Annotated in this window: 26 protein-coding genes; 8 read left to right on the top strand and 18 right to left on the bottom strand. The window is 69.6% G+C overall.

Annotated elements, in window-relative coordinates; translation table 11 throughout:
* Positions 1–34: 34 nt before the first annotated feature.
* Entirely contained in the window at positions 35–565 is a 531-nt protein-coding gene (locus DO944_RS07635; protein ID WP_112616239.1) for a ribonuclease H, read from the top strand.
* A gap of 16 nt (positions 566–581) precedes the next feature.
* Here DO944_RS07635 and DO944_RS15665 read toward each other — a convergent pair whose 3' ends face one another.
* The 11 genes from DO944_RS15665 to rlmN form a co-directional block, all read right to left on the bottom strand.
* Positions 582–731, bottom strand: coding sequence for a hypothetical protein (locus DO944_RS15665; RefSeq protein WP_181574182.1), 150 nt, complete (start codon positions 729–731; stop codon positions 582–584).
* 25 nt (positions 732–756) lie between these two features.
* A complete protein-coding gene (locus DO944_RS07630) occupies positions 757–1,644 on the bottom strand; it encodes a hypothetical protein (protein WP_112616237.1) in 888 nt (295 codons plus the stop codon).
* 6 nt (positions 1,645–1,650) lie between these two features.
* Positions 1,651–2,499, bottom strand: coding sequence for a hypothetical protein (locus DO944_RS07625; RefSeq protein WP_112616235.1), 849 nt, complete (start codon positions 2,497–2,499; stop codon positions 1,651–1,653).
* Between the two features lie 113 nt (positions 2,500–2,612).
* Positions 2,613–3,488 carry a hypothetical protein gene (locus DO944_RS07620; protein ID WP_112616233.1) on the bottom strand — a complete coding sequence of 292 codons (876 nt, stop codon included), beginning with the start codon at positions 3,486–3,488 and terminating at the stop codon, positions 2,613–2,615.
* On the bottom strand, positions 3,485–4,036 hold the full coding sequence (locus DO944_RS07615) for a hypothetical protein (protein WP_112616231.1): 552 nt from the start codon (positions 4,034–4,036) through the stop codon (positions 3,485–3,487). The genes DO944_RS07620 and DO944_RS07615 overlap by 4 nt, the downstream gene beginning before the upstream one ends.
* Complete coding sequence (locus DO944_RS07610; protein WP_112616229.1) at positions 4,029–4,643, bottom strand: hypothetical protein; 615 nt, start codon at positions 4,641–4,643, stop codon at positions 4,029–4,031. Before DO944_RS07610 ends, DO944_RS07615 begins: the two co-directional genes overlap by 8 nt.
* Before the next feature lie 69 nt (positions 4,644–4,712).
* Entirely contained in the window at positions 4,713–5,975 is a 1,263-nt protein-coding gene (locus DO944_RS07605) for a hypothetical protein (protein ID WP_112616227.1), read from the bottom strand.
* Positions 5,972–6,274: a hypothetical protein gene (locus DO944_RS07600; protein WP_112616225.1), complete on the bottom strand. Its 303-nt coding sequence runs from the start codon at positions 6,272–6,274 to the stop codon at positions 5,972–5,974. Before DO944_RS07600 ends, DO944_RS07605 begins: the two co-directional genes overlap by 4 nt.
* 48 nt (positions 6,275–6,322) lie before the next feature.
* A complete protein-coding gene (locus DO944_RS07595; RefSeq protein WP_112616223.1) occupies positions 6,323–6,814 on the bottom strand; it encodes an NUDIX domain-containing protein in 492 nt (163 codons plus the stop codon).
* 22 nt (positions 6,815–6,836) lie between these two features.
* Positions 6,837–7,850 carry an aldo/keto reductase family protein gene (locus DO944_RS07590; RefSeq protein ID WP_112616221.1) on the bottom strand — a complete coding sequence of 338 codons (1,014 nt, stop codon included), beginning with the start codon at positions 7,848–7,850 and terminating at the stop codon, positions 6,837–6,839.
* Between the two features lie 55 nt (positions 7,851–7,905).
* Positions 7,906–9,189, bottom strand: coding sequence for a 23S rRNA (adenine(2503)-C(2))-methyltransferase RlmN (gene rlmN, locus DO944_RS07585; protein ID WP_112616219.1), 1,284 nt, complete (start codon positions 9,187–9,189; stop codon positions 7,906–7,908).
* A 95-nt stretch (positions 9,190–9,284) separates the two neighbouring features.
* Between rlmN and DO944_RS07580 the strand changes: the two genes are divergently transcribed.
* The 4 genes from DO944_RS07580 to DO944_RS07565 all read left to right on the top strand — a co-directional run bounded on the left by DO944_RS07580 (position 9,285) and on the right by DO944_RS07565 (position 14,748).
* Complete coding sequence (locus DO944_RS07580; protein WP_112616217.1) at positions 9,285–10,196, top strand: PRD domain-containing protein; 912 nt, start codon at positions 9,285–9,287, stop codon at positions 10,194–10,196.
* A 187-nt stretch (positions 10,197–10,383) separates the two neighbouring features.
* Entirely contained in the window at positions 10,384–12,243 is a 1,860-nt protein-coding gene (locus DO944_RS07575; protein ID WP_112616215.1) for a beta-glucoside-specific PTS transporter subunit IIABC, read from the top strand.
* A gap of 129 nt (positions 12,244–12,372) precedes the next feature.
* The gene (locus DO944_RS07570; RefSeq protein WP_112616213.1) at positions 12,373–13,788 is read left to right on the top strand and encodes a glycoside hydrolase family 1 protein; all 1,416 of its coding nucleotides are present in this window, start codon (positions 12,373–12,375) and stop codon (positions 13,786–13,788) included.
* Between the two features lie 84 nt (positions 13,789–13,872).
* The gene (locus DO944_RS07565) at positions 13,873–14,748 is read left to right on the top strand and encodes a Cof-type HAD-IIB family hydrolase (protein ID WP_112616211.1); all 876 of its coding nucleotides are present in this window, start codon (positions 13,873–13,875) and stop codon (positions 14,746–14,748) included.
* Here DO944_RS07565 and mmuM read toward each other — a convergent pair.
* Positions 14,741–15,619, bottom strand: coding sequence for a homocysteine S-methyltransferase (gene mmuM / locus DO944_RS07560; RefSeq protein WP_112616209.1), 879 nt, complete (start codon positions 15,617–15,619; stop codon positions 14,741–14,743). The two genes, DO944_RS07565 and mmuM, sit on opposite strands and share 8 nt — an antisense overlap.
* A gap of 35 nt (positions 15,620–15,654) precedes the next feature.
* On the opposite strand from mmuM, the gene DO944_RS07555 reads away from it, so the two are divergent.
* Together DO944_RS07555 and DO944_RS07550 are read left to right on the top strand one after the other, a co-directional pair.
* Positions 15,655–16,524, top strand: coding sequence for a Cof-type HAD-IIB family hydrolase (locus DO944_RS07555; RefSeq protein WP_112616207.1), 870 nt, complete (start codon positions 15,655–15,657; stop codon positions 16,522–16,524).
* Positions 16,524–17,003 carry a GNAT family N-acetyltransferase gene (locus DO944_RS07550; protein WP_112616205.1) on the top strand — a complete coding sequence of 160 codons (480 nt, stop codon included), beginning with the start codon at positions 16,524–16,526 and terminating at the stop codon, positions 17,001–17,003. The genes DO944_RS07555 and DO944_RS07550 overlap by 1 nt, the downstream gene beginning before the upstream one ends.
* 10 nt (positions 17,004–17,013) lie before the next feature.
* Here DO944_RS07550 and DO944_RS07545 read toward each other — a convergent pair whose 3' ends face one another.
* From DO944_RS07545 to DO944_RS07535, 3 genes are read right to left on the bottom strand one after another with little or no spacing between them, the layout of a single operon-like run.
* Positions 17,014–17,856 carry an NAD(P)-dependent oxidoreductase gene (locus tag DO944_RS07545; RefSeq protein ID WP_112616203.1) on the bottom strand — a complete coding sequence of 281 codons (843 nt, stop codon included), beginning with the start codon at positions 17,854–17,856 and terminating at the stop codon, positions 17,014–17,016.
* The gene (locus DO944_RS07540; RefSeq protein WP_112616201.1) at positions 17,853–18,662 is read right to left on the bottom strand and encodes an enoyl-CoA hydratase/isomerase family protein; all 810 of its coding nucleotides are present in this window, start codon (positions 18,660–18,662) and stop codon (positions 17,853–17,855) included. Before DO944_RS07540 ends, DO944_RS07545 begins: the two co-directional genes overlap by 4 nt.
* Positions 18,659–19,420, bottom strand: a complete 762-nt coding sequence (locus tag DO944_RS07535; protein ID WP_112616199.1) for an SDR family NAD(P)-dependent oxidoreductase — start codon at positions 19,418–19,420, stop codon at positions 18,659–18,661. The genes DO944_RS07540 and DO944_RS07535 overlap by 4 nt, the downstream gene beginning before the upstream one ends.
* Before the next feature lie 64 nt (positions 19,421–19,484).
* Here DO944_RS07535 and DO944_RS07530 point away from each other — a divergent pair, with 64 nt between their 5' ends.
* Positions 19,485–19,994, top strand: a complete 510-nt coding sequence (locus DO944_RS07530) for a GNAT family N-acetyltransferase (protein ID WP_240309802.1) — start codon at positions 19,485–19,487, stop codon at positions 19,992–19,994.
* Positions 19,995–19,996: 2 nt separating this feature from the next.
* Here DO944_RS07530 and glpK read toward each other — a convergent pair whose 3' ends face one another.
* The 3 genes from glpK to DO944_RS07515 form a co-directional block, all read right to left on the bottom strand.
* A complete protein-coding gene (gene glpK / locus DO944_RS07525; protein WP_112616195.1) occupies positions 19,997–21,511 on the bottom strand; it encodes a glycerol kinase GlpK in 1,515 nt (504 codons plus the stop codon).
* 46 nt (positions 21,512–21,557) lie between these two features.
* Positions 21,558–22,310: an MIP/aquaporin family protein gene (locus DO944_RS07520; RefSeq protein WP_023952721.1), complete on the bottom strand. Its 753-nt coding sequence runs from the start codon at positions 22,308–22,310 to the stop codon at positions 21,558–21,560.
* A gap of 101 nt (positions 22,311–22,411) precedes the next feature.
* The gene (locus tag DO944_RS07515) at positions 22,412–24,130 is read right to left on the bottom strand and encodes a glycerol-3-phosphate dehydrogenase/oxidase (RefSeq protein WP_112616193.1); all 1,719 of its coding nucleotides are present in this window, start codon (positions 24,128–24,130) and stop codon (positions 22,412–22,414) included.
* Positions 24,131–24,188: the final 58 nt, after the last annotated feature.

The following is a 24,188-nucleotide window of genomic DNA, read 5'->3' as shown; positions in this document are numbered from 1 at the left end:
CGCATCATACGACGCCCCGGGTACCCTTGCCCGAGTGAGTTCCGACCGATACACCGTGGCCACCGACGGCGCCTGCAAGGGCAATCCCGGACCGACCGGCTGGGCCTGGGTCGGTGAGGACGGCCACTGGGCCGCCGGAGCGATCCCGCAGGGCACGAACAACATCGGCGAGCTGCTCGGACTGCTGAAAGCGATCGAGGACCACCCCGACGTCCGCGAGCTCGTCGTTCAGGCCGATTCCAAGTACGCGATCGACACGTACGCATCGTGGATGGACGGCCATCGCCGCCGCGGCTGGAAGACCTCGACCGGCGCGCCGACGAAGAACCGCGACATCCTCGAGCAGCTCATCTCCGCCCGCGACGCCCGCCGTGCGCGCGGCCTGCCCGACGTCATCCTCGAGCATGTGCGCGGGCACCGCGGCCACGTCCTGAACGAGTGGGCCGACGAACGAGCCGTGCGCGGCGCCGAGCACGCCGCGAAGGGCACCGCCAGTGCCTGGTCATCGCTCGGCGGGCTGCACGAGAAGCTCGATGTGTCGGAGGCGCCGAAGAAGAAGCGCTGACGCGGGACGGCGCGGATCAGCCGCGCCGGCGCCACCGCACGCTCGCGACGATCGCGTCGCAGACGAGGTCCATCGCATCGATGCCTTCGTCGGGTATCTCCGTCCCGTCGACACGGTGGAGGATTGTCGACCGGAAGACGAGCGCGCGCTCCTTCTCGTCGGGCACTCGGATGAGATATCGGCATCGCGCATCATCGTCGTCCCGGCCGCCTGCGGAGCTTCGCTACGGAGGCCGGAAGCCAGCGATCGGGATCCGTCTGCGCAGCGATGAGAGCCGAGCCGACCGGCGCGGCCGAGTCGAATGCAGCCAGGGCCGCATTGCGATTTCCGAGATCGGCGAACAACGCTGTGCGGACACGCGCGATCAGCGCGGCCGTCGCAGGATCGAGCTCGGCATCGAGTCGTCGCTGCACGTCGCGGGCGCCGAGCGCCACCTCGTCGATCGCACGGAGGTAGGCGCGTTCGACGCTGAGGTCGATCGTCTCGGTGCCGTCGGCGTCGCGCCACCGCATCGCCACGACCAGGATTCCCACGATGGCCGCGACGAGCAGGCACACCAGCTGTGCCGTGGCGGCGTCGGTGAGCCCGTACGAGAAGCTGAACGCCGCAGCTGCCGCGAGACCGACGCAGATGAAGACCTGCATGCGCAACACGAAGCGGTTCAGGGGATGCAGTCGCGACCCCGCGAGTGAGATGGCGTTCGCGACAGCCGCGACGGCGCCGAGGACGGTCACCGCCACCGCGACGTCTGCCGGGTCCGACCGGATACCCGACGCGAAGGCTGCGGCCAGCACGCTCGTCACGACCGAGAGGAACATCGCGAAACCGATCCACCCGCGCTCCGGGTTACGCGCCCCGAAGTCGCGGACCAGTCCACCCTTCGCCCGACGCACGGCCTCAGAACCGAGGTTGCGCACCGCGTCGGATGCGCGATCGGCGACGGACCGTTGACCGGCGACGTCGAACACGTTCACCTCAGCCAAGCCCGGGGTGAACTGCGGCAGCGCCATAGCCAACTCGACCCGGGGCTTGGCGCGCGCGACCAGCATCTCGACCTGCTCATCCGAAACCGCGTGCATGAGCCCTCAGACTTCGCCCCTCATGACCTCGGGCACCCACGTCGCCAGCAGCGCGTCGATGATCACCGAGCCCGCCGGGGTGCGCGGCGGCACGGGTTCGAGCGTGATCCCCCGCGCCGCGAGTTCCGCCAGCACCGTGTCGCGAAGCGCCGCGATGCGCTCCGCTGTCGCCGCATCGAGAGCCGCCTCCGTCTCGGCGCGAAGCCGGACGCCGACCGCCTCGACTGCCGGCTTCGTCTCGGCGAGGGCGACGTTCTCCGCGGTGTCGACGACCTCGGTGTCGGCGGGATTCCGAGCGCGTCCGACGAGCACGCCGACGAGGCCGGCGACCCCGATCGCCGCTGTCACCAGCAGGATCATCGCCGCCGCGTCCCAGCCGCGTCCGACAGTGAACACTGCGGCGAGGACGAGCCCCGCCGTGGCGACGCCGTGAAGCCGGATGACGGCGCGGTTCAGCGCCCGCCCTCGCGCAGCGATCATGACTGCGATGCAGGCGAGGGCGGCGAGCCCCGACAGGGTAAGGACCGCGGCCACGGTGTCAGCGGGATCGAAGCGCAGGCCGCTCGAGAGCACGGCCGCAACCGCGGCGCACAGTGCTCCCGCGAGCAGGACCATGAGCGGCCACCCGCCCGGTCGGCGCGAACCGTGCCGCTCCCGCAGACCGGCCCGCACCGATCTACGCGCACCGTCCGCCGCGTCGCGCGCGTCCTTCCACAGCCGCATGGCGAGATCCCGCTCGCCGACCGCCCCGAACGCCGCGAGCTCGACAGTGCGCGGCTCCACGTTGCGTGGGAGAGCCGGTGCGATTTCGGCGTGGACCGCGGCGAGCTGTCCGGACCATCGCGCGTCGGTCATCACGCCGGCCCTCCCGAGAGCGAGAGAGTCGAGAGTACCCGCTCGGCTACGTCGATAGTCGAAGGCGCACACGGCACGAACAGCTGGGCCACAGCCGAGGATCACACCCTGAGTTACAGCTTGTCGGCGAGGGCGCGGGGCAGCCAGACCCGGGGGTCCGCGAAGTCGCTGATGATCACGCCACCGGCGGGAACCGCATCGTCGTAGCGCGCCAGATCGAGACCGTGGGGCGAGACGGGCGCCTCGGCGAACGCCGCAGTGCGGATCCGCACGATCGCGGCCGCAAGCTCAGGGCCCAGCCGGTCGGCGGTCTGCCGCTGGAGGTCGGCCGCTCGGTCCTGCACCGTGGCCAGCGCTTCGCGGTATGCCGTCGCGGTGGCGTTATCGATCGCGTTCGCCTGGTCGGGGTGGCGATGACGCACAACGTACAGCAACGCCAGCGCGGCTAGAGCGACGAGCGCCGCCGACGCGACGATGGCGCCGCCGACGACGGCGCCGCGACCGAGCGTGAGCGCTGCCGCGCCGACGAGGGCACCGCACACGGTGAGGAGGATGCGGCCGTGGGCACGATCGGTCGCCCGCAAGCGCGCGCCGACGAGTGTCACCGCAATCAGGACGGCAGCGGCGACACTCAACGCGACGACGACCCCCTCCAGGTTCTCCGCGGGAACACGGAAGCCCGTAGACATGACGAGCGCCAGGGCGGCGCAGATCGCAGCCAACACCAGCACCCACCCGATCCACCCGACGCCCGGCGCCCGACCGCCGTAGCGGCGGCGCAGCTCGGCGCGGGCCGACTTGTTGCCTTCCTCGCCGATCGCGCGAGCGGCGTGCCAGATCTCCACAGCGTGCGCCCGCTGACCGGCGGCGTCGAATACCAGCATCTCCGCGTCGCGCGGGTGGAATGACCGCGAACCGAGGCTTCCGCGTACGTTGCGACGCGCGGCTTCGGATGCGACTCTGATCGACTCTTCGTCCAACACGGTCATGACGAGGCCACCTCGAGTGTGTTCAACAGCCGTTCGACGTGCAGCTGAGCGACGGCGGCTGCCTCCGGGAACATCGGGGTCAGGAACGCGACGATGCACACGCCTTCGAGGTCGAGCGCGTACGTGGTCCAGAAGGCGCTGGCTTCGGCGCTCTTCTCGCCCTCGGGCGCGACGGGCGTGGTCACGCGCCACCCGCGTGCCGACCCGAATTCTCCTGCGAGCGCGAATGAATCCCAATCCGACAGTGTCGCTGATCTCGCGAGCTCGATAGCCTGCTCCTCATTCGAAGCAGGAGGCACGTCGGCGTACGCGAAGACCGTCAGTGCGCCGAGGACTCGCGCATCGTGCGCGGTGAGCGCCAGAACGAAGGTGGCGGAGGGTGCCGCGGCGCGCGCCATGCCGGCGAGGGTTGCCCCCTCGCCGATGCGATCCCGGTGATCTTCGGGCGCCTCGGCGACGCGCGCATCACGCCAGCGGAGGATCTCGTCGGGCTCATCCGGCACCCGGCTCCAGATCGTCTCGTCGGGGGCGATAGCCAGATCAGGCACGTTTCCTCCAGCGCACGCTCGCGACAATCGCGTCGCAGAGTCGGCCCATTGCGGCGACCCCCTCGTCCGAGATCTTCGTCGAGTCGAGCCCGCCGAAGATGGTGGAACGGAAGAGTAGGGCCTTGTGGGTGAGTCCGGGAGCACGTAGCAGGTAGCCTGCCCCCGAGATTCGCACGGTGGACGATTCGATCTGTGCAGTGGTGTCGATATGCCACGTGAGGATCGCGCCCGTCGGGTCGAGCGGGGAGGCTCCATGGCGTTCGATGAGCTCGGACCCGAGTTGGGCCGCCGTCGATCCGACAGGAGCATTCAGCCACGCGGCGACGAGCGACACCGGGACGACGTCCTTCTCGGATGATGCCGTGGGCGCGAAGATGCGAATCACGTCCGCTCGCTCAGCTTCGGCTCTCGCGGTGTCGAGCAACTCGGCCATGCGCGCCCGAGCCGCCCCCTGTGCGTGCAGCGGAAGGGTTGCGACCGCCGCGCTGACCCGGTCGCGCGGCGAGCTGAACTCGGGAGATGTCGCTTCCCAACCGGGCGGCAGGAGTACAGCGAAGTCAGGGTCGCCGTTGGCCATCGATCCGATCAGCTCGGCACGCAACGACATACCTCTCCCCTCGCTCTGACGATGTTCAGCCTAGCGGCGCGCCGTTGCCGTCGACTGGCCCGGCGGCAGTCAGCTCTGCGCACCGAGCATCTGCGGGATGTCCGGGATGGTGTCCGCGATCGTGACGTAGACGTCGACCAGGCCGCCGGCGAACTCGCCGCGCGTGGTCGGGTTTCCCATCAGGTTGAGGAAACCCTGCGCGATGTCGGTCGTCACCGAGTTGTTCTGAAGCAGATAGCCGGGGGTATTCACCAGCCGCATGAGGTTCTGCGAATTCAAGCCGTGCGGGGAGCGGTAGATCATCTCGCCTGCGTCGTTGAAGCGACTGAACAGGTCGGGCATCTTCCGGTTGAGGAACTGAGTGAAGTCCGAGCCGTATTCCACGAACTCGTCTCCCGCGATACGGATGCCTCCCAGGATGCGGTTGCCGAGACCGGCGACGTCTCCGAGCGATGCGAGACGCGCGAGCCGGCCGAACGGGATGACCCCGAGCGCGGCGAGGCCGACATCGGCCCAGCTGCCGCGTCCCGCCGCAAGACGCGAGATCTCGCCGAGGAGCGTCAGCACGCCCGCGACTGCAGCGAGCACCCCCGCCAGGAGCGCCAGCGGCCCCGTTACGAAGAAGGCGACGATCAGAAGCGCGACACCCACCCACATCAGCACCGTCAGCATCCCCTCGACGAACGGCATCGAGTTGTCCCAGAAGCTGTCGGACACGCCGTCGGCGTTGGTGCGCTCGAGGCTGTTGACGGCCGTGTCGTAGGCCGACTCCCATGTCTCGACAGGCGCGTCGTAGGTTCCCCAGTAGGCCTCCCACGACGACACCGCGGCGTCGAACGCCGCCTGCGCGCCAGCAGTGCTGGGCCGCGTGCCGGTCTGCTCGACGTCGGGATGCAGGCGTTCCTGGGTGTCGAACTCGTGCTGGTCGGCTTCTGCACCGCTCAGCGCCCGCGATGCCTCGTTGACCTCGGGCCACGTCCGGTTCGCTCCGTCGACCCGCCAGTCGCTGTCGGCCTGAACGCTGCTGAGCGCGGTCGCATACGCCGCCAGCGCGGTGCCACTGGGGCGGTACCGGCGAGCCGCCGTCTGCAGGTCTTCGTAGACCTCCTTCGCCTGCTCGCGGACCGCCTCGAACGACTCGCCACGGCCCACGGTGCCGTCGGCGAACCGCTCAAGGGTCGCCGCCGCACGGGCCATCTTGTCGCCGAGCGACTCGATGTCGGCCGCCCGTGCGCTGATCGCACCGGGATCACCCTCGATCTTGCGCACCCGCCGACGACCCGGCGTCGAGGGCATCTCCTCACGGGAGTAGATGAACGAGTTCTCGGTCATTCGGCTGACTCCATGCTCTGCGCGAGCTCCAGGTCGGCCTGTTCCCAGCCCTCGCGCGCGTCGTCGAGCCGCTTCTTCATCTCTTCGAGGTTGCCACGCTGGGTCTCGCGCTTGTCGTCCCACTCGGACTCGAAGTCCTCGGCGGCACGGGCCAGACGACTGTCGCCCTGGGGGTTGCCGATCGCACCCACGAGGTCACCGGTGCGCGAGCCGGCGTCCTCGAACTCGGCGATGATCTCGGTCAGCGCATCGCTGAGCGCTTGCATCGAGTCGAGCGGAATGTCTACGCCGTCGGCCATTGCGGTCCCCCCAGGTTGTCGTGGAACAGCATAGGAACACGCGGGCGGTCACGGCGATGGGGAGTTCTCCCCATTCAGGAGTTCGTCGAGCCGGTCAAGGGCCGGTCGTTGACCCTTCACCAGCAGCTCGCGGGCGCGGTCGAGGTCGACCCACTCGACCCGGTCGACCTCGGGGAACGACGCCGTGCGTCCCGACCGCGGCGGCCACTCCATCTCGAACTCGCCGAAGGTCGCGGCCGAGACATCGAAGGCGCTGCCGTCGACGACGAACACGGTGATGCGCTTGCCCGACGAGTACGAGAAAGTGCCCAGCTCGGCATATTCGCCCTCGGGCGGCTCGAGCCCGAGCTCTTCGCGGAACTCGCGACGCGCGGCGTCCAGCGCCGCCTCGCCGTCAGGGTCGTACTCGCCCTTGACGATCGACCACGCCCCGGCGTCCTTGGCCGCCCAGAACGGCCCGCCCATGTGTGCGACGAGCGCCGACACCGTTCCGTCCGCAGCGATGCGGTAGGGCAGGATGCCGGCGCTCGTCGTGACCACGATCTGGCGGAGTCAGGCCGGATCAGGCCGGGCGCGTCTTCGGCGAGACGTTGTCGGTCTCCGCCGGGTCGGTCACCGCGACGCCGCCGAGGGCGTCGTTGATCGCGTCGTACGCCGACTCCTCGAGCTTCACGCCCGAGGCCTTGACGGTGTCCTCGAGCTGCTCCGGGCGCGAGGCGCCGACGAGCGCTGCCGCGATGTTGTCGTTGTGCAGCACCCAGGCGAGCGAGAGCTGCGCGACGGTGAGGCCCGCCTCATCGGCGATCGGCTTCAGCTTCTGGACGGCCGTGAGCACCTCGTCGTTCAGGAAGCGCTTGATGAAGTTCGCGCCGCTCTTCTCGTCGGTCGCGCGCGATCCCTCGGGTACGGGCTGGCCCGGCTGGTACTTGCCCGTCAGCACGCCCTGCGCGAGCGGCGACCAGACGATCTGCGAGATGCCGAGCTCCTGCGAGGCGGGAATGACCTTGCCCTCGATGACGCGCCACAGCGCCGAGTACTGCGGCTGGTTCGACACGAGCTGGAATCCGAGCTTCGTCGCGAGGGCGTGACCCTCGCGCAGCTGCTCGGCGGTCCACTCGCTGACGCCGATGTAGAGCGCCTTGCCCTGGCGGACGATGTCGGCGAAAGCCTGCATCGTCTCTTCCAGCGGCGTCTCGTAGTCGTAGCGGTGCGCCTGGTAGAGGTCGACGTAGTCGACACCGAGACGGCGGAGCGACCCGTTGATGCTGTCGAAGATGTGCTTGCGCGAGAGGCCCTGGTCGTTCGGCCCCTTGCGGCCGGTCGGCCAGTACACCTTCGTGAAGATCTCGAGCGTCTCGCGCGGCTGCCCCTTCAGCGCCTCGCCGAGCACGACCTCCGCGGCCGTGTTGGCGTACGCGTCCGCGGTGTCGAACGAGGTGATGCCGAGGTCCAGCGCCTTGTGGACGGTCGCGATGGCCGCGTCGTTCTCCACCTGCGACGCATGCGTCACCCAGTTGCCGTACGTGATCTCCGAGACCTTGAATCCACTGTTGCCGAGGTAGCGATACTCAACCATGGGAAAACGCTACCTCGCGGTGGGCCCCGGCGGGCCGGAGTTGCGTCTTATGACCTCAACCCGCGGGAACCGTGTCGGCCGCGCGCTGGTCGTCCTCGGTCGCGACGAGCTGACCGCACGCCCCGTCGATCTCCTTGCCGCGCGTGTCGCGAAGGGTCGTCGGGATGCCGGCCTCGTTCAGCCGTCGCACGAACTCGTCCTGCACCTCGGGCTCGGACGAGGTCCAGATGGAGCCGGGCGTCGGATTGAGCGGGATGGGGTTGACGTGCACCCAGCCGCGTCCGCGGGCGTTCAGCTTCTCGGCGAGGAGGTCCGCGCGCCACGCGTGGTCGTTCATGTCCTTGATGAGGGCGTACTCGATCGACACCCGCCGGCCCGTCTCGTCGAAGTAGGCCTTCGCCGCGTCGAGCGCCTCGTCGACCTTCCACCGCGAGTTGACGGGGATGAGCTCGTCACGCAGCTGGTCGTCGGGGGCGTGCAGCGAGAGTGCGAAGGTGACGGGAATGTCCTCCTTCGTCAGCTTCTGGATCGCCGGCACGAGACCGACCGTGGAGACGGTGATGCCCCGCGCGCTCATGCCGATGCCGTGATCCTTATCGACCATCGTGCGCACCGCCTGCATGACGCGGGCGTAGTTCGCCAGCGGCTCGCCCATGCCCATGAAGACGATGTTCGTGACGCGCTCGCCCTCGTGCCCGACCTTGCGCGGGTCGCCGAGGCCGCCGTCGGCGATGAGACGGTTCGCCCGGACGACCTGCTCGATGATCTCGGCGGCCGACATGTTGCGGGTCAGGCCCGCCTGGCCGGTCGCGCAGAACGGGCAGTTCATGCCGCATCCGGCCTGGCTCGACACGCACAGCGTGATGCGGCCCGTGTAGCGCATGAGCACCGACTCGACGAGGGCGCCATCGTGGAGCTTCCACAGGAACTTGATCGTGTCGCCGCGGTCGGTCTCGAGCCGGCGCACCTCGGTCAGGAGCGGCGGGAGCAGACCCGCGACGAGCTCGTCGCGCCCCGCGGCGGGCAGGTCGGTCATCTCCGCGGCATCCGAGGTGAAGTGCCGGAAGTAGTGCTTCTCGAGCTGCTTCGCCCGAAAGCCCGGCATGCCGAGCTCCTTGACCTTCTCGACGCGCTGCTCGGGCGTGAGGTCGGCGAGGTGGACGGGCGGCTTGCCGCGCTTCGGGCTCGCGAACTGCAGCAGCGGACGACCGGACTCGTCCTTCTGCTGCGACCAGCCCTCGGTCGCCGGGCGCACCTGACGCGGCTTGGTGGAGCGCACGGGCGACGAGGTCTCGCGCACGGACGACGCGGTCTCGCGCACGGGATCTGAATCGGTCATATGATCCAGGGTACCGGCGCCGCCTGCGCGAAGGCTGGCCGCCGGCGTTCGCCGCGCCCGGCGGCCCCCGCCCTGCTCCGCCCTAGACTGCAGCCATGAACCTCGACGACGTCGCTCCGCCCCCGCGGGGCACCGTCGTGCACAAGGTGCTGAACAACAACGTCGTCATCACCCTCGACGAGCACGGCCGCGAACGCGTGCTCATGGGACGCGGGCTCGGGTTCCAGCTGAAGCCCTCCGACACCCTCGACCCCGACAAGGTCGAGAAGACCTTCATCCTCGATGCGGGGGATGCCGGCGACCGCGAACGCCAGCTGCTCACCGACGTGCCCTACCCGGTGGTGGAAGCCGTCACTCGCGCCGTCGACGAGGCCGAGCGCCGTCTCGGCCACCACCTCGACCGGTTCTTCACGATGGCCGTCATCGATCACATCCAGTTCGTGCTCGAGCGGCTCGACAACGGCATCCGGATCCCCGCGACCAACATGCCCGAACTGCGCGTGCTGCATCCCCACGAGTTCTCCGCGGCGCAGCGGATGGCGACCGCGATCTCCGAGTCCCTCGATCGCGAGCTGCCCGCCGAAGAGGCGGTGTTCCTCACGATGCACCTGCTCAACGCGACCCGCGACGAGCCGAACGGCACAGCGGCGCTGCTGTTCCGCCGCCTGCAGCACGTCGTCATGACGGTCGAGAACGGCCTCGGCGTCAAGCTCGACACCGACAGCCCCGATTACGCCCGATTCATCCTGCACATCCAGTTCCTGCTGCAGCGCCTCGTCTCGAAGACGATGCTGCGCAGCGCCGACACCTCGTTCTTCGAGTTCGCCAAACACAGCTACCCGCGCTCGTACGCGATCGCGGAGGAGGTGAAGGCCTACGTCCGTGCGGCGACGGAGTCGGAGCTGACCGACGAGGAGCTGCTGTACGTCATCGTGCACGTCGAGCGCCTGGCGACGCAGGTCGGTGCGAACGAAGCTGGCCAGAACCCCGGTCCCGTGCTACCGTGACCCTCGCAGGGCGTCGCTGCCCTGCGGAAGTCTCCGGATTGTTACCGCGGCAGCGGGCAAAACCTGAACTCACATCGTCTTGATCGACGGTGAACGAGTTCAGGTTTTTTTGTTGCTCGGAAACAGGGATGCGGCGGCTTCCTCCACCCGAGTGCCGCGATGCTGCGGCAGAAAGCGAGCAGTCCCGATGGATTACTCGAAGACCGCGGCCGGCGTCCTGGCGGGCGTCGGCGGCGAGGAGAACGTGAACTCCCTCGTCCACTGCGCGACGCGTCTGCGTTTCGTGCTCAAGGACGAGTCGAAGGCGAACACCGCTGCCGTCAAGGCCGTTCCCGGTGTCGTCACCGTCGCTCAGGCCGGCGGCCAGTACCAGGTCGTCATCGGCAACGACGTCCCCGACGTGTTCGCCGAGATCGGCAAGATCTCGAAGTTCGGCGCCGGCTCCGAGGCCGCGGCATCCGAGGGCCCGAAGGGCAACCTCTTCAACCGCTTCATCTCGATGATCTCGGCGATCTTCACGCCGCTGCTGTGGGCCCTCGCCGGCACCGGCCTGCTGAAGGCCTTCCTCGCCGCCGCGGTCACCTTCGGCTGGATCGGCACCGACAACTCGACCTACGCGGTGCTGAACGCGCTGTCGGACGGTCTCATCAACTTCCTGCCGATGGCGCTCGCGTTCACCGCGGCGCGCTACTTCAAGGCCAACGAGTTCACCGCCTTCGCGATCGCGGCCGCGCTCCTCTATCCGACCATCACCCCGCTCGTCGGGGTCGAGGGGCTGACGTTCTTCGGCATCCCCTTCACCATGGTCACCTACGTCTCGAGCGTCATCCCGATCATCGTGATCGTGTGGCTGCAGAGCCACGCCGAGAAGTTCCTCTACGCGAAGCTCCCGGGCGCCGTGCGCCGCTTCGTCACCCCGATGATCGTCGTGCTCATCGCCGTCCCGATCGTCTTCGTCGTCATCGGCCCGATCTCCGCGATCCTCAGCGGCGCGCTCGGCAACGGCATCGGCTGGGTCTTCGAGAACGCCCCGTGGGCCGGTGGCGCCATCATGGGCGGCTTCTGGCAGGTCTTCGTCATCTTCGGTCTGCACTGGGGTCTCGTGCCGCTGTTCACGCTGGAGTACCAGACCACCGGTCAGATCCTGCTCATCGGCCCCGTGTTCGCAGCCGTCCTCGCTCAGGCTGCCGCCGTCGCCGGTGTCTGGGTGCGCGCCCGCAACAAGAACCTCAAGTCGCTCGCGGCTCCCGCGACGCTGTCGGGCTTCCTCGCCGGCATCACCGAGCCCGCCATCTACGGCATCAACCTGCCGCTCAAGCGCCCCTTCGCCTTCGGCATCGTCGGCGGTGTGGTCGGCGGCGCGATCATCGCGATGGGCGGCGTCTTCTCGACCGCCTTCGTCGTCCCCTCCGGACTGGCGCTTCCGGCCCTGTTCGGCAACGGGAACATGGTCATGCTCATCATCGGCCTCGCCGCCGCGATCGCCATCCCGTTCCTGCTGACCGCGATCGTCGGCTTTAAGGAGCCCGAAGAGGATGCCGCACCGGCGGCCACCCCGGAGGCATCCGGCAACGACGTCGTCGTTCTCAGCCCGGTCGACGGCACGGTCGTGCCGCTCAGCGAGACCCCCGACGCGGCCTTCGCCGAGGGCAGCCTCGGTGACGGCGTCGCGATCAAGCCGCGTTCCGGCGCCGTCTACGCCCCGTTCGACGCGACCGTCGCAGCCGCGTTCCCGACCGGACACGCGATCGGCCTGCGCCACGCCGACGGCGCCGAGGTGCTCATCCACATCGGCATCGACACGGTCAAGCTCGCCGGCGCTCACTTTGACGTCAAGGTCACCACCGGCCAGGAGGTCAAGGCCGGCGATCTGCTCGTCGAGTTCGACGGCGACGCGATCGAGCGGGCAGGCTACGACCTGACGACGCCCGTCATCGTCACCAACGGCGAGCTGTACCCCGCTCTGACCGACCAGGCGTCCGGCCCGATCGCGCACGGCGAGCCGCTGTTCACGGCGGTCTCGGTCGAGTCCGCGCTCGCGAGCTGACCGACGCACCCGAACGGAGGGGGCGGGCAACCCGAACCCCGCCCCCTCCCCCACCCGTCCCGCCATCGGCGGGACCAGCGATACACAGTCCCGTCACCATCGGGACAAGCGATACGAAACGAGAGAGTCATGAGCACCACCACCTTCCCCGACGGATTCCTCTGGGGCGGCGCGACCGCCGCGAACCAGCTCGAGGGCGCCTACGACGAAGGCGGCAAGGGCCTCTCGGTGCAGGACGTCATGCCCCGCGGCATCGTCGGCGCCCGCACCGACGCACCGACCCCCGACAACCTCAAGCTCGTCGGCATCGACTTCTACCACCGCTACGCCGAAGACATCGCCCTGTTCGCCAAGATGGGCTTCAAGACCTTCCGCTTCTCCATCGCGTGGAGCCGCATCTTCCCGAAGGGCGACGAGACCGAGCCGAACGAAGAGGGCCTCGCCTTCTACGACCGCGTGCTCGACGAGCTCGAGAAGCACGGCATCGAGCCGCTCGTCACGATCTCGCACTACGAGACCCCGCTCCACCTCGCCGAGACCTACGACGGATGGACCGACCGCCGGCTCATCGGCTTCTACGAGAACTACGCGCGCACCCTCTTCGAGCGCTACGGCGCACGGGTGAAGTACTGGCTGACCTTCAACGAGATCAACTCGCTCCTGCACGCCCCCTTCATGTCGGGGGGCATCAACACTCCGAAGGACGAGCTGACGGAGCAGCAGCTGTACCAGGCGATGCACCACGAGCTCGTGGCATCCGCCCGCGCGACGCGCATCGCGCGCGAGGTCGCCCCGAACGCGCAGATCGGCTGCATGGTGCTGTCGATGCCCGTGTACCCGCTCTCGCCCTCTCCCGCCGACGCACTCGAGGTCATGTCGTTCGATCACTCGAACCTCGTCTACGGCGACGTGCACACCCGCGGCGCCTACCCCGGGTACTTCCTGCGCACGCTCGCCGAGAAGGGCATCGAGCTCGACATCACCGACGAGGACCGCGACGACCTCACCAACACGGTCGACTTCGTGTCGTTCAGCTACTACATGTCGGTCGCCGCGACCGCCGACCCGGCGAAGAAGGTCACCGGCGAGGGCAACATCATGGGCGGCGTGCCGAACCCGACCCTCGAGGCGAGCGAGTGGGGCTGGCAGATCGATCCCGTCGGCCTGCGACTGGTGCTCAACCAGTTCTGGGATCGCTGGCAGAAGCCGCTGTTCATCGTCGAGAACGGCCTGGGCGCGAAGGACCAGCTCGTCGAGGTCGACGGCGTCAAGACGGTCGTCGACGACTACCGCATCGCCTACCTCAACGACCACCTCGTGCAGGTCGGCGAGGCGATCGCCGACGGCGTCGAGGTGCTCGGCTACACCTCGTGGGGCTGCATCGACCTCGTCAGCGCCTCGACCGCTCAGCTGAGCAAGCGGTACGGCTTCATCTACGTCGACCGCAACGACGACGGCTCGGGCACGCTCGAGCGCTTCGAGAAGAAGTCGTTCGGCTGGTACGCCGAAGTCATCCGCACCAACGGCGCCTCGCTGACCCGCTGAGACGCTGACCCGACCGGGCGCGGTCGCGGGGCCCTCCTTCTGGCCCGCGGCCGCGCCCTTCTCCGCATCCGAGAGGGGATCCGCATGACCTCGTCCGACTTCCGCCGCCGCGCCGTCTTCCTCGACGTCGACGGCACGCTTTTGCAGGACGGCACCCATCTGCCCGAATCCGCCGTCGCCGCCGTCCGCCGTGCCCGCGAGAACGGCCACCTCGTGCTGCTGAGCACCGGACGCGGCATGGCCGAGCTCCGCGGCCGCATCCTCGACATCGGCTTCGACGGTGCCGTCACCAACGGCGGCGCGTTCGCCGGGGTCGGCGACGAGCTGATCGTCTCGCGACTCATGACCGCTGCCGAGGTCGCACGCCTCAGCGCCGCGTTCGAGGCCCGCGGCATCCACTGGTACTACCAGTCGTTCGACCGCATGTTCGCGAGCCCGGGACTGCCGGCTCTGCTCGCGGACCGTCTCGAGCGCGACCGCGCCCGCCACATCGAGGACGCGCGGGCCGCCGGGGCCGACCCGGAGGAGCTCGAGTTCTTCAGCGTCGGGATGAAGACCTTCGACGACGAGGTCCACTTCTCGGATGCCGAGGTCGCCAAGGCCGTCATCCTCGGGCACGACGCGGACGCGGTCGCCGACCTGCTCGCGGAGCTCGCCCCTGACTTCGCCGTCGTCTCGGGCACGATCCCCCTGCCCGAGGGCAGCTCGGGCGAAGTGGCGCCGCGCGGCGTGAACAAGGGCGCCGCGATCCTCGAGGTGCTCGCCCACCTGGGCGTCGACCCCGCCGACGCGATCGGCATCGGCGACAACTGGAACGACGCCGAGATGTTTGAGGTCTGCGGCACCGCGATCGCGATGGGCAACGCCGCGCCCGAGGTGCAGGCCCTCGCCGACGAGGTCACGACCGCGATCGACGACGACGGCATCCACAACGCCTTCGTCCGTCACGGCCTCATCTGATCCGACGGGCGAGAGCGGCGATGTCGTCGGGCGTGGTGCGGCAGCAGCCGCCGACGATGCGCGCGCCGGCCGAGATCCAGGCGTCGGCCTCCGCCAGCGCGCGGCCCGGCTCGCCGGTCCAGACCCGCGCATCGGCATCCCACGACTCGCCGCTGTTCGGGTACACGACGAACGGCACGGCCGCGGCCGGCGTCAGGGCCGATGCCACGGCGGCCGGCGGACAGCAGTTGACCCCGACGGCCACGACGCCGGGCACCCGCGAGATCGCGACGAGGGTCTCGCGCAGCGTCGCCTCGTCGAACGCCGTGCTCGCCCCCGACAGCGCGACCCACGTCGGGATGCCGACGCCTTCGACCGCACGCGCGACCGCCTCGGCCTCGGCCGGGGAGCTGATCGTCTCGACCGCCAGCAGGTCGGGCTCGGCGGCGACGATCGCGTCGAGGCGCCGACGGTGCCAGCGCTCGAGCTGCGCGACGGTGAGACCGTACTCGCCCGTGTACTCGCTGCCGTTCGCCCGCGTGGCGCCGAACGGGCCGACGGATGCGGCCACGCGCACGTCCCGCCCCGCCTCGGCCCCACCCTCGCGCGCGACCCGCACCGAGAGGTCCAGCAGCCGGCGCGTGTGAGCCGAGTCGAAGCCCGCCGCGGCGAGATTGTCGAACCCGATCTGGTACGACGCCGTCGTGAGGATGTCGGCCCCGGCGCCGGCGAACCGGGCGTGCACGGCGCGGACGTCGGCGGGCGACTCGGCCAGCACGCGCGCCGACCACAGCGCGTCGGAGAGGTCGTGCCCTCCCGACTCGAGGGTCGTGCCCAGACCGCCGTCCAGCAGCAGCACCCGGTCGGCGAGGGCGGTCGCGACGTCGGACATGCCGTCACTCTAGATCCCCGCATTACGCTGGAGGGGTGACGTCGGATTCTCGCATCATCTTCCTCGACGTCGACGGCACCATCCTCGCGCACGGCGAGACGATCGCCCCCTCGACGATCGCAGCGGTTCGCGCCGCCCGCGAACGCGGGCATCTCGTCTACCTGTGCACGGGACGCGCCGCCGGCGACATCAACCCCCGCGTGCTCGACATCGGCTTCGACGGCGCCATCTCCAACGGCGGGGCCCTCGCGGTCTCCGGCGACGAGACGGTGCTCGCCGAGCTGATGCCCCGCGCCGCCGTCGAGCGGGTCATGGCCTACTTCGACGAGCAGGGCACGAGGTACTTCATCCAGTCGCACGACGGGGTGTACGCGAGCGAGGGCGTGCGGTCCTTCATCGCCGAGTTCATCAGCGAACGCCGACGCCGCCACGCCGAGGACCTCTCGACCGTCGCCCTCGCCGAAGACGTCGTGGCCGCGCCGCGCTTCGCCCCCGTCGAAGAGGCCGATCTCGACCACATCGCGAAGGCGGTGTTCGTCAGTTCCGATCCCGACGCCGTCGAGAAGACCCAGCGCGCGCTCGGCGACGAGTTCCACGTCATCCCGGGCAGCATGCCCCTGCCCACCGGGGCGAACGGCGAGGTCGGGATGCGCGGCACGAACAAGGGAACCGGCATCCAGGCGATGCTGACGCACCTCGGCCGCGACGCCGCCGACGCCGTCGGAATCGGCGACAGCTGGAACGACGTCGAGATGTTCGAAGTCTGCGGCACCGCGATCGCGATGGCCGAGGCCGACCCGCAGCTGCAGCGCATCGCCGGCGAGGTCACCACCGGAGTGCTCGACGACGGTATCTGGAACGCCTTCGTCCGCCACGGCATCATCGACCCCGAGACGGCCGCCTGATGTCCCGCGAGGCCGGCGACCGCGACATCCGCCCCATCGACCCCGCTGACGCGGGCGAGGTGCTGACCCTGCAGCGCGCGGCATTCGTGTCCGAGGCCCTCATCTACGACGCCGCCGACATGCCGCCCCTCACGCAGACCCTCGATGAGCTCCGTGCGGAGCTGCAGGAGAACCTCGGCTGCGTCGCCGTCGACGACGGTCGCATCGTCGGAGCGGCGCGCGCCCGCCTCGACGGCGAACTGCTGCTGATCGGCCGCATCGCGATCGCCCCCGACCAGCAGGGGTCCGGACTCGGCACGGCACTGCTCGCCGCCGTCGAGGCCCGCGGACGGGAGGCCGGAGCGCGCGAGGCCGAGCTGTTCACCGGGTCGCTCAGCGAGGCCAACCTGCGCCTCTACGAGCGCGAAGGCTACAGCGAGTCCGAGCGCGTGCCGCAGGGCGACGGCACCTTCCAGATCTTCCTGCGCAAGCCTCTCTGATCCCGACCCGTCAGTCGAGGAAGACGTCGGGGAACAGCTCGGCGTCGGGCGTTCCCGGGACGGCGGCGTAGCTCGAGAAGTCGGTCACGCCGGCGGCTTCGAGCACATCCTCGACGATGAGGGTCTGCCCCGTGCAATCGCGCGAGGGCTGGATGAGCACGTGGTAGGCGGCATCCGCGTAGATCTCCGGAGTGCGGCTCGCGGCCATCATGCGGTCGCCGCCGAGGGAGTACTTCACCGCCGCCGTCGCGATCGTCGTCCGCGGCCACAGGGTGTTGGCGGCGATGCCGTCGCCGGCGAACTCCGCGGCGACGCCGAGGGTCGCCATCGTCATGCCGTACTTCGCGAGGGTGTAGCCGGTGTGCGCGCCGAGCCACTTCGGCGAGAGGTTGAGCGGGGGCGACAGCGAGAGGATGTGCGGGTTCTCGGCCTCTCGCAGGATCGGGATGGCGGCCCGCGAGAGCAGGAACGTGCCGCGCACGTTGACCCCCTGCATGAGGTCGAAACGCTTCGTAGCGAGCTCGAGCGTGCCCGAGAGATCGATCGCCGATGCGTTGTTGACGACGATATCGATCCCGCCGAACTCGCCCTGCGTCTTCAGCACCGCCTCGGTGATCGAGCCCTCGTCGCGGACGTCGCCGACGATCGGCAGGGCCTGGCCGCCGGCCGCGACGATCTCGGCGGCGGCAGTGTGGACGGTGCCCTCGAGCTTCGGATGCGGCTGGTCGGTCTTGGCGAGCAAGGCGATGTTCGCACCGTCGCGCGCAGCGCGCAGCGCGATGGCCAGACCGATGCCGCGGCTCCCGCCCGACATCAGCAGCGTCTTGCCCGCCAGGGGCTTCGGGTCGGTCATGACTTCTCCTCGGGTCGGGTGCGGCGGGCGGATGCGGCGGCGAACGCGTCGATGCGGACACGCGCCTCGTCGCTGTCGAAACGCGCGCCGATCGTCCGCGCCTCGTCGTTGAGGTTCTGCGCGAAGGTGCGCCCGGCGCCCTCGCGCACGAGGCGCTTGGCCTGACCGAACGCGGTCGTCGCGCCGTGCAGCCACGATTCGGCGAGCGCCTGCGCGCGGGCGGCCGGGTCGTCGACGACCTCGGCGATCAGGCCCCAGTCGCGCGCGGTCGCGGCGTCGAGCGTCGTGTCGTCGAGCAGCAGCTGCAGCGCCCGGCGCTGGCCGATGGCGGCCGGCAGCAGAGTCGACACACCGAGATCGGGAGTGAGCCCGATGTTGGCGTACTTGCTGACGAAGACCGCCGACGGCGACGCGACGATGTAGTCGGCGACGAGCATGATCCCGAGCCCTCCCCCGGCGACCGCGCCCTGGACGGCCGCGACGATCGGCACCGCCGCGGTGGTCAACGAGGTGATGCCGTCGTGGATGACGCGGGCCGTCTCGGTGACCGCGGTGCCGCCCATGCCCGACGTCGACATCGACACGACGTCGCCGCCGGCGCAGAAGGCGCGGCCCGCGGCATCCAGGATCACGGCGCCGATCGACGCGTCGGCCGCGACCTCGGCGGCGACCTCGCGCCAGCGGGCGGCCATCTCGGCGTCGACCGCGTTGAGGGATGCCGGACGGTTCAGGGTGATGCGCGCGAGCGCGCCCTCGCGCCGCAGCAGGACGGTGTCGGATGCGGTGTCGGTCGCCGTGTCGGTCATCGTGGTGCCATTCTGATCGCGCCGTCGAGACGGATCGTCTCTCCGTTGAGGTAGTCGTTGTCGACGATGTGGGCGGCGAGCGCCGCGAACTCCTCCGGGGCGCCCAGCCGCTGCGGGAAGGGAACCTGCTCGCCGAGGGAGCGCTGCGCGGCATCCGGCAGCCCCGCCATCATCGGCGTCTGCATGATCCCGGGGGCGATGGTGCAGACGCGGATGCCGTAGCGCGCGAGCTCGCGCGCGATCGGCAGGGTCATCGCGTGCACTCCCCCCTTCGATGCGGCGTAGGCGGGCTGGCCGATCTGGCCGTCGAAGGCGGCGACCGAGGCGGTGTTGACGACCACGCCGCGGGCTCCCGAGTCGGTCGGCTCGGTCCGCGCGATCGCCGCCGACGCCTGAGCGACCACGTTGTAGGTGCCGACGAGGTTGATGCGGATGATCCGCTCGAAGTCCGGCAGCGGCGTGGGCGCGCCCTCGCGGTCGAGCACCTTGGCGGGCGGGGCGATTCCGGCGCAGTTGACGACGATCCGCAGCGGCGCGGCGCGGCCCGCTGTCTCGACGGCAGCGGCGACTTCGTCCGGGTCGGTGACGTCGGCGGGGGCGAACCGCCCGCCGAGCTCGACGGCGACCTCCTGCCCGGGCGACCCCGGCAGGTCGACGATCGTGATGTGCGCGCCGTCGGCGGCGAGGCGCCGCGCCGTGGCCGCGCCCAGTCCGCTGGCGCCGCCCGTGATGAGGGCGGAGACTCCCGCGATCTGCATGTGTTCTCCTTCGAACTCGACCCTCCACCCTAGAACGCCCGCGACTGGCCTACTATCGGTCGCTGTGGAACGAGACCTGACCTGGCGGATCGTCGACGTCGCCTACGACGATGCCCGCGCCCGCGACCTGCGCCGCCAGCTCGACGACGACCTCGGCGCGCGTTACGACGGCTTCCACGGCGACGAGCCGGACGAGCGACGCCGCGCCCGCGCCCGTGCACTCGCGACGCACCCCGACGAGATCGTCGCGACGCTGATCGCCCTCGCCGCCGAAGCCGGCGCCGACGAGGCCCCTGCGGGGCACGTCATCCTGCGCCGGCTCGGCGACGAGTGGGAGATCAAGCGCCTCATCGTGGCACCGGGCTTCCGAGGGCTCGGCATCGCCCGCGGACTCATGTCGGCCGCGCTCGAGGCCGCCCGCGCGGACGGCGCGGAGCGCGTGATCCTGCAGACCGGACTCCAGCAGCCCGAGTCCATGGCGCTCTACGCGTCGATGGGCTTCAGCCGCATCCCCGTCTACGAGCCCTATGTCGAGACGATGCCGCGCTCGGTCTGCTTCGCCCTCTCCCTCTGACCTCAGCGGACGTCGTCGTCGACCCAGTCCATCGACTTCGTCACGGCCTTCTTCCACAGCCGCAGCTGGCGCTCGCGCTCCTCGACGTCATCGTTCGGCGTCCAGCGCTTGTCCTCCTGCCAGTTGGCCCGCAGCTCGTCGAGGTCGCTCCAGAAGCCGACCGCGAGGCCGGCTGCGTAGGCGGCACCGAGCGCCGTCGTCTCGGCGACGACCGGCCGCACGACGGGAACGCCCAGGATGTCGGCCTGGAACTGCATCAGCGTGTCGTTGGCGATCATGCCGCCGTCGACCTTCAGCTCGGCCAGGTCGACCCCGGAGTCGGCGTTGACGGCATCCAGCACCTCGCGGGTCTGGAAGGCCGTGGCCTCGAGCGCTGCGCGGGAGAGGTGGCCGCGGTTGGCGTAGCGCGTGAGCCCGACGATCGCGCCGCGGGCATCCGGCCGCCAGTACGGTGCGTACAGACCCGAGAAGGCGGGGACGAAGTACACGCCGCCGTTGTCTTCGACCGAGAGCGCGAGCTGCTCGACCTCGGGAGCGGTCGAGATGATCCCGAGCTGGTCGCGCAGCCACTGGATGAGCGACCCGGTGACGGCGATCGAGCCCTCGAGCGCGTAGTGGGTCGGCCCGTCGCCCAGCTTGTAGCCGACCGTCGTGAGCAGGCCGTTCTCGGACTTCACGATCTCGGTGCCGGTCTGGAAGATCAGGAAGTTGCCGGTGCCGTAGGTGTTCTTGCTCTCACCGGCGTCGAAAGCCGCCTGGCCGAAGGTCGCGGCCTGCTGGTCGCCGAGGATGCCGGCCACCGGCGTCTCGCGCAGCAGAGACGTGTCGCGCGCCTCGCCGTAGACCTCGCTGGACGAGCGGATCTCGGGCATCATCGAGCGCGGCACACCGAAGTCGGCGAGGATGTCGTCCCGCCATTCGAGGGTCTCGAGGTCCATGAAGAGTGTGCGCGACGCGTTCGTGACGTCGGTGGCGTGGATGCCGCCCGTCGGGCCTCCGGTGAGGTTCCACAGCACCCACGTGTCAGTCGTGCCGAAGATGAGATCGCCGGCCTCGGCCTTCTCGCGTGCACCCTCGACGTTCTCGAGGATCCAGACGATCTTCGTGCCCGAGAAGTACGTCGCCAGCGGCAGCCCGACGATGTCCTTGTACCGCTCGACGCCCTCGTCGCCCGCCAGACGGTTGACGATCGACTGCGTACGGGTGTCCTGCCACACGATGGCGTTGTAGACGGGGATGCCGGTGTTCTTGTCCCACACGACGGCGGTCTCGCGCTGGTTGGTGATGCCGATCGCGGCGATGTCGTGACGGGTCAGGTTCGCCCGGCCGAGCGCGATGCCGATGACTTCGCGCATGTTGTCGCGGATCTCGATCGGGTCGTGCTCGACCCAGCCGGCCCGGGGCATGATCTGCTCATGCTCCTTCTGCCCGACGGAGATGATCGAGCCCTTCTTGTCGAAGATGATCGCGCGGCTCGAGGTCGTGCCCTGGTCGAGGGCGATGATGTAGTCGGTCATGATGTGACGTCCTTGTCTGTTCGCGTTGTCGGTTCGGTGGAGGGGGTCAGGCGAGGCCGAGCAGAGCGCCGGCAGCGAGTGCCGCGAGCGTACCGCCGATGAGGGGTCCCACGACGGGAACCCACGCGTACGACCAGTCGCTCGAGCCCTTGCCCTTGATGGGGAGCACGGCGTGGGCGATGCGGGGACCGAGGTCGCGGGCCGGGTTGATCGCGTAGCCCGTCGGGCCGCCGAGCGAGGCGCCGATGCCGACCACGAGGAGAGCGACCGGCACCGCGGTGAGGGGTCCGAGCGAACCGGGCGTGCCGATCTCGATGTCGCCGTAGTCGGCGAACCCGAAGATCACGAACACGAGCACGAAGGTCGCGATGATCTCGGTGACGAGGTTCCAGCCGTAGGCGCGGATGCCGGGGCCGGTCGAGAACACCCCGAGCTTGTTGGCCGGGTCGGGCTCGGCATCGAAGTGGTCGTGGTAGGCCAGCCAGCAGAGCACCGCGCCGAGGAAGGCACCGACGAACTGGGCCGCGATCGCGACGAGGAACTGGACGAACTCGATCTTCCCGCCCACCAGGAGGCCGATCGACACGGCGGGGTTGAGCTGAGCGCCGGAGTACGACGACACGAGCACACCGGCGAAGACCGCGAGGCCCCAGCCCCAGTTGATCATCAGCGTCCCACCGCCGAGACCCTTCGACTTGGCGAGGATGACGTTGGCGACCACGCCACCGCCGAGCAGGAGCAGCATCGCTGTTCCCACGAGCTCTGACACGAAGTAGAGCCCGAGATTGATGTCGTGCATGTCAGCGTCGACCTTTCTGCAGAATCATCGCGGGCGACGTCGCCGCGCGAGAGGGTGGCCCGAGCGTGATCCGGCGTCGGGCCTCGCCGGGTCTGCGAGCGTCAGGCGTCGAGCGGTGCCAGGTGCGAGGTCCGCACGTCGATGCGGTGCGCCTCCTCGAGGGCCTGCGCGGCCTCCTCGACCTGGGCACGCACGGCGTCGTCGTCCCAGCCCAGCACCGGCGCAGCCGCCTCGGCGACCTCGGAGAGCGTCTCCATCGAGACGCCGCCCACGAACGCGATCGACGTGCGACGCAGCAGCAGGTCCATCAGCGACACGACCTCCTCGCGCTCCGCGAGGAAGGCGATCTCCTCGACCGAGTAGCCGGGCGGGTGCGCGAGCTCCTGCTGAGCGACAGGGAGGGCAGCGAGCACCTCCTGGGCGTAGGTGCCGTAGCGCTCCAGCATCCGGTCGGCGAACTCCGCCGAGTGCGCACCGCGATGCGCGTCGATCCAGCGACGGCGCTGCGCGACGCTGCGGGGGTACCCGGCACCGCCGCCGATCGCGAGGTCGGTGGTGGCGACCCGGCGCGGACGCCGCATCAGGCCGAGCACGTCGGTGGCGAGGTGCTCGGCGAGCGCCCGGAACGTCGTCCACTTGCCGCCGACGAGGCTCAGGACGGGCACATCGCCCAGACGGTCCTTCTCGATGCGGTAGTCGCGCGAGACGAAGCCCGGGGCGAGGTCGTCGTGCCGCGGGAGGGGACGGATGCCGGAGAAGGTGTAGACGATCTGCGATCGATCGACCGAGATGTCGGGGAAGACCTGCCCGATCAGATCGAAGAAGTAGTCGATCTCGTCGTCGGTGCAGACCGTCGCGCTCGCGGGGTCGGCGTCGATGTCGGTCGTGCCGACCATGACCCGGCCCTTGAGCGGGTAGATGAGGACGATACGGCCGTCCGCGGCCTCGAAGAAGATCTCGTTGCCGCCCGTGGCCTCCAGCAGCGACGTGTTGTCGAGGACGATGTGCGAGCCCTTCGTGCCACCCATGAAGCGCGTCGGGGCGCCGAGTGCGGTGTTGGTCAGGTCGGTCCAGGGTCCGCTCGTGTTCACGATGACGTCCGCCGAGAAGGGGAACTCCTCGCCGGTGACGGCGTCGCGGATGATGACCGACGATCCGTCGGCACCGACCACCGGGGCGTAGTTCGCGGCGCGAGCGGAGTCCTCGCGCGCTCCGTCGCGCAACACGTCCAGCGCGAGGCGCTCGGGGTCGTGCATCGAGGCGTCGTAATACGTTGCGGTGTACCGGAAACGCTCGTCGAGTTCGGGGAACTGCGTCCGCGAGCTGCGGCGGCCGCGGAACCGGTGACGAGGCACCGATCCGCCGTCGCGCGAGAAGGTGTCGTACATGATCAGACCGACCTTGATCAGCAGAGCGCCGCGCTCGCGGGGCTTGCCGCGGCCGTGCGTCACGAGCAGCCGGAACGGGGCCGCGAGGATGCCCGAGAAGGTGCGGTGGATCGGGATCGTCGTCGGCAGCGGCTTGACGAAGTGGGGGGCGTTGCGCACGAGGCGGTTGCGCTCGGTCACCGACTCTTTCACGAGGCGGAACTCACCGTTCTCGAGGTAGCGCACGCCGCCGTGGATCATGTGGCTCGATGCCGACGAGGCACCGCTGACATAGTCGCCGCGCTCGACGAGGGCGACGTCGACGCCCTGGAGCGCGAGATCGCGGAACGTCGCGATGCCATTGATACCGCCGCCGATCACGAGGACCTCGGCATGGGGGCGCTCACGCAGGGCTCGGATGTTCGCTCGGGTGGTCGGCGTCGACTCGGTCATACATGCATCCTTTTCCACGGCTGTCCCGATCTACACTGGGGTCCACCGCACGGATGCG

Source organism: Microbacterium sp. SMR1 (assembly GCF_003289625.1).
GTDB classification, from domain to species: domain Bacteria; phylum Actinomycetota; class Actinomycetes; order Actinomycetales; family Microbacteriaceae; genus Microbacterium; species Microbacterium plantarum.
This window is presented reverse-complemented; position numbering and strand designations above follow the sequence as displayed.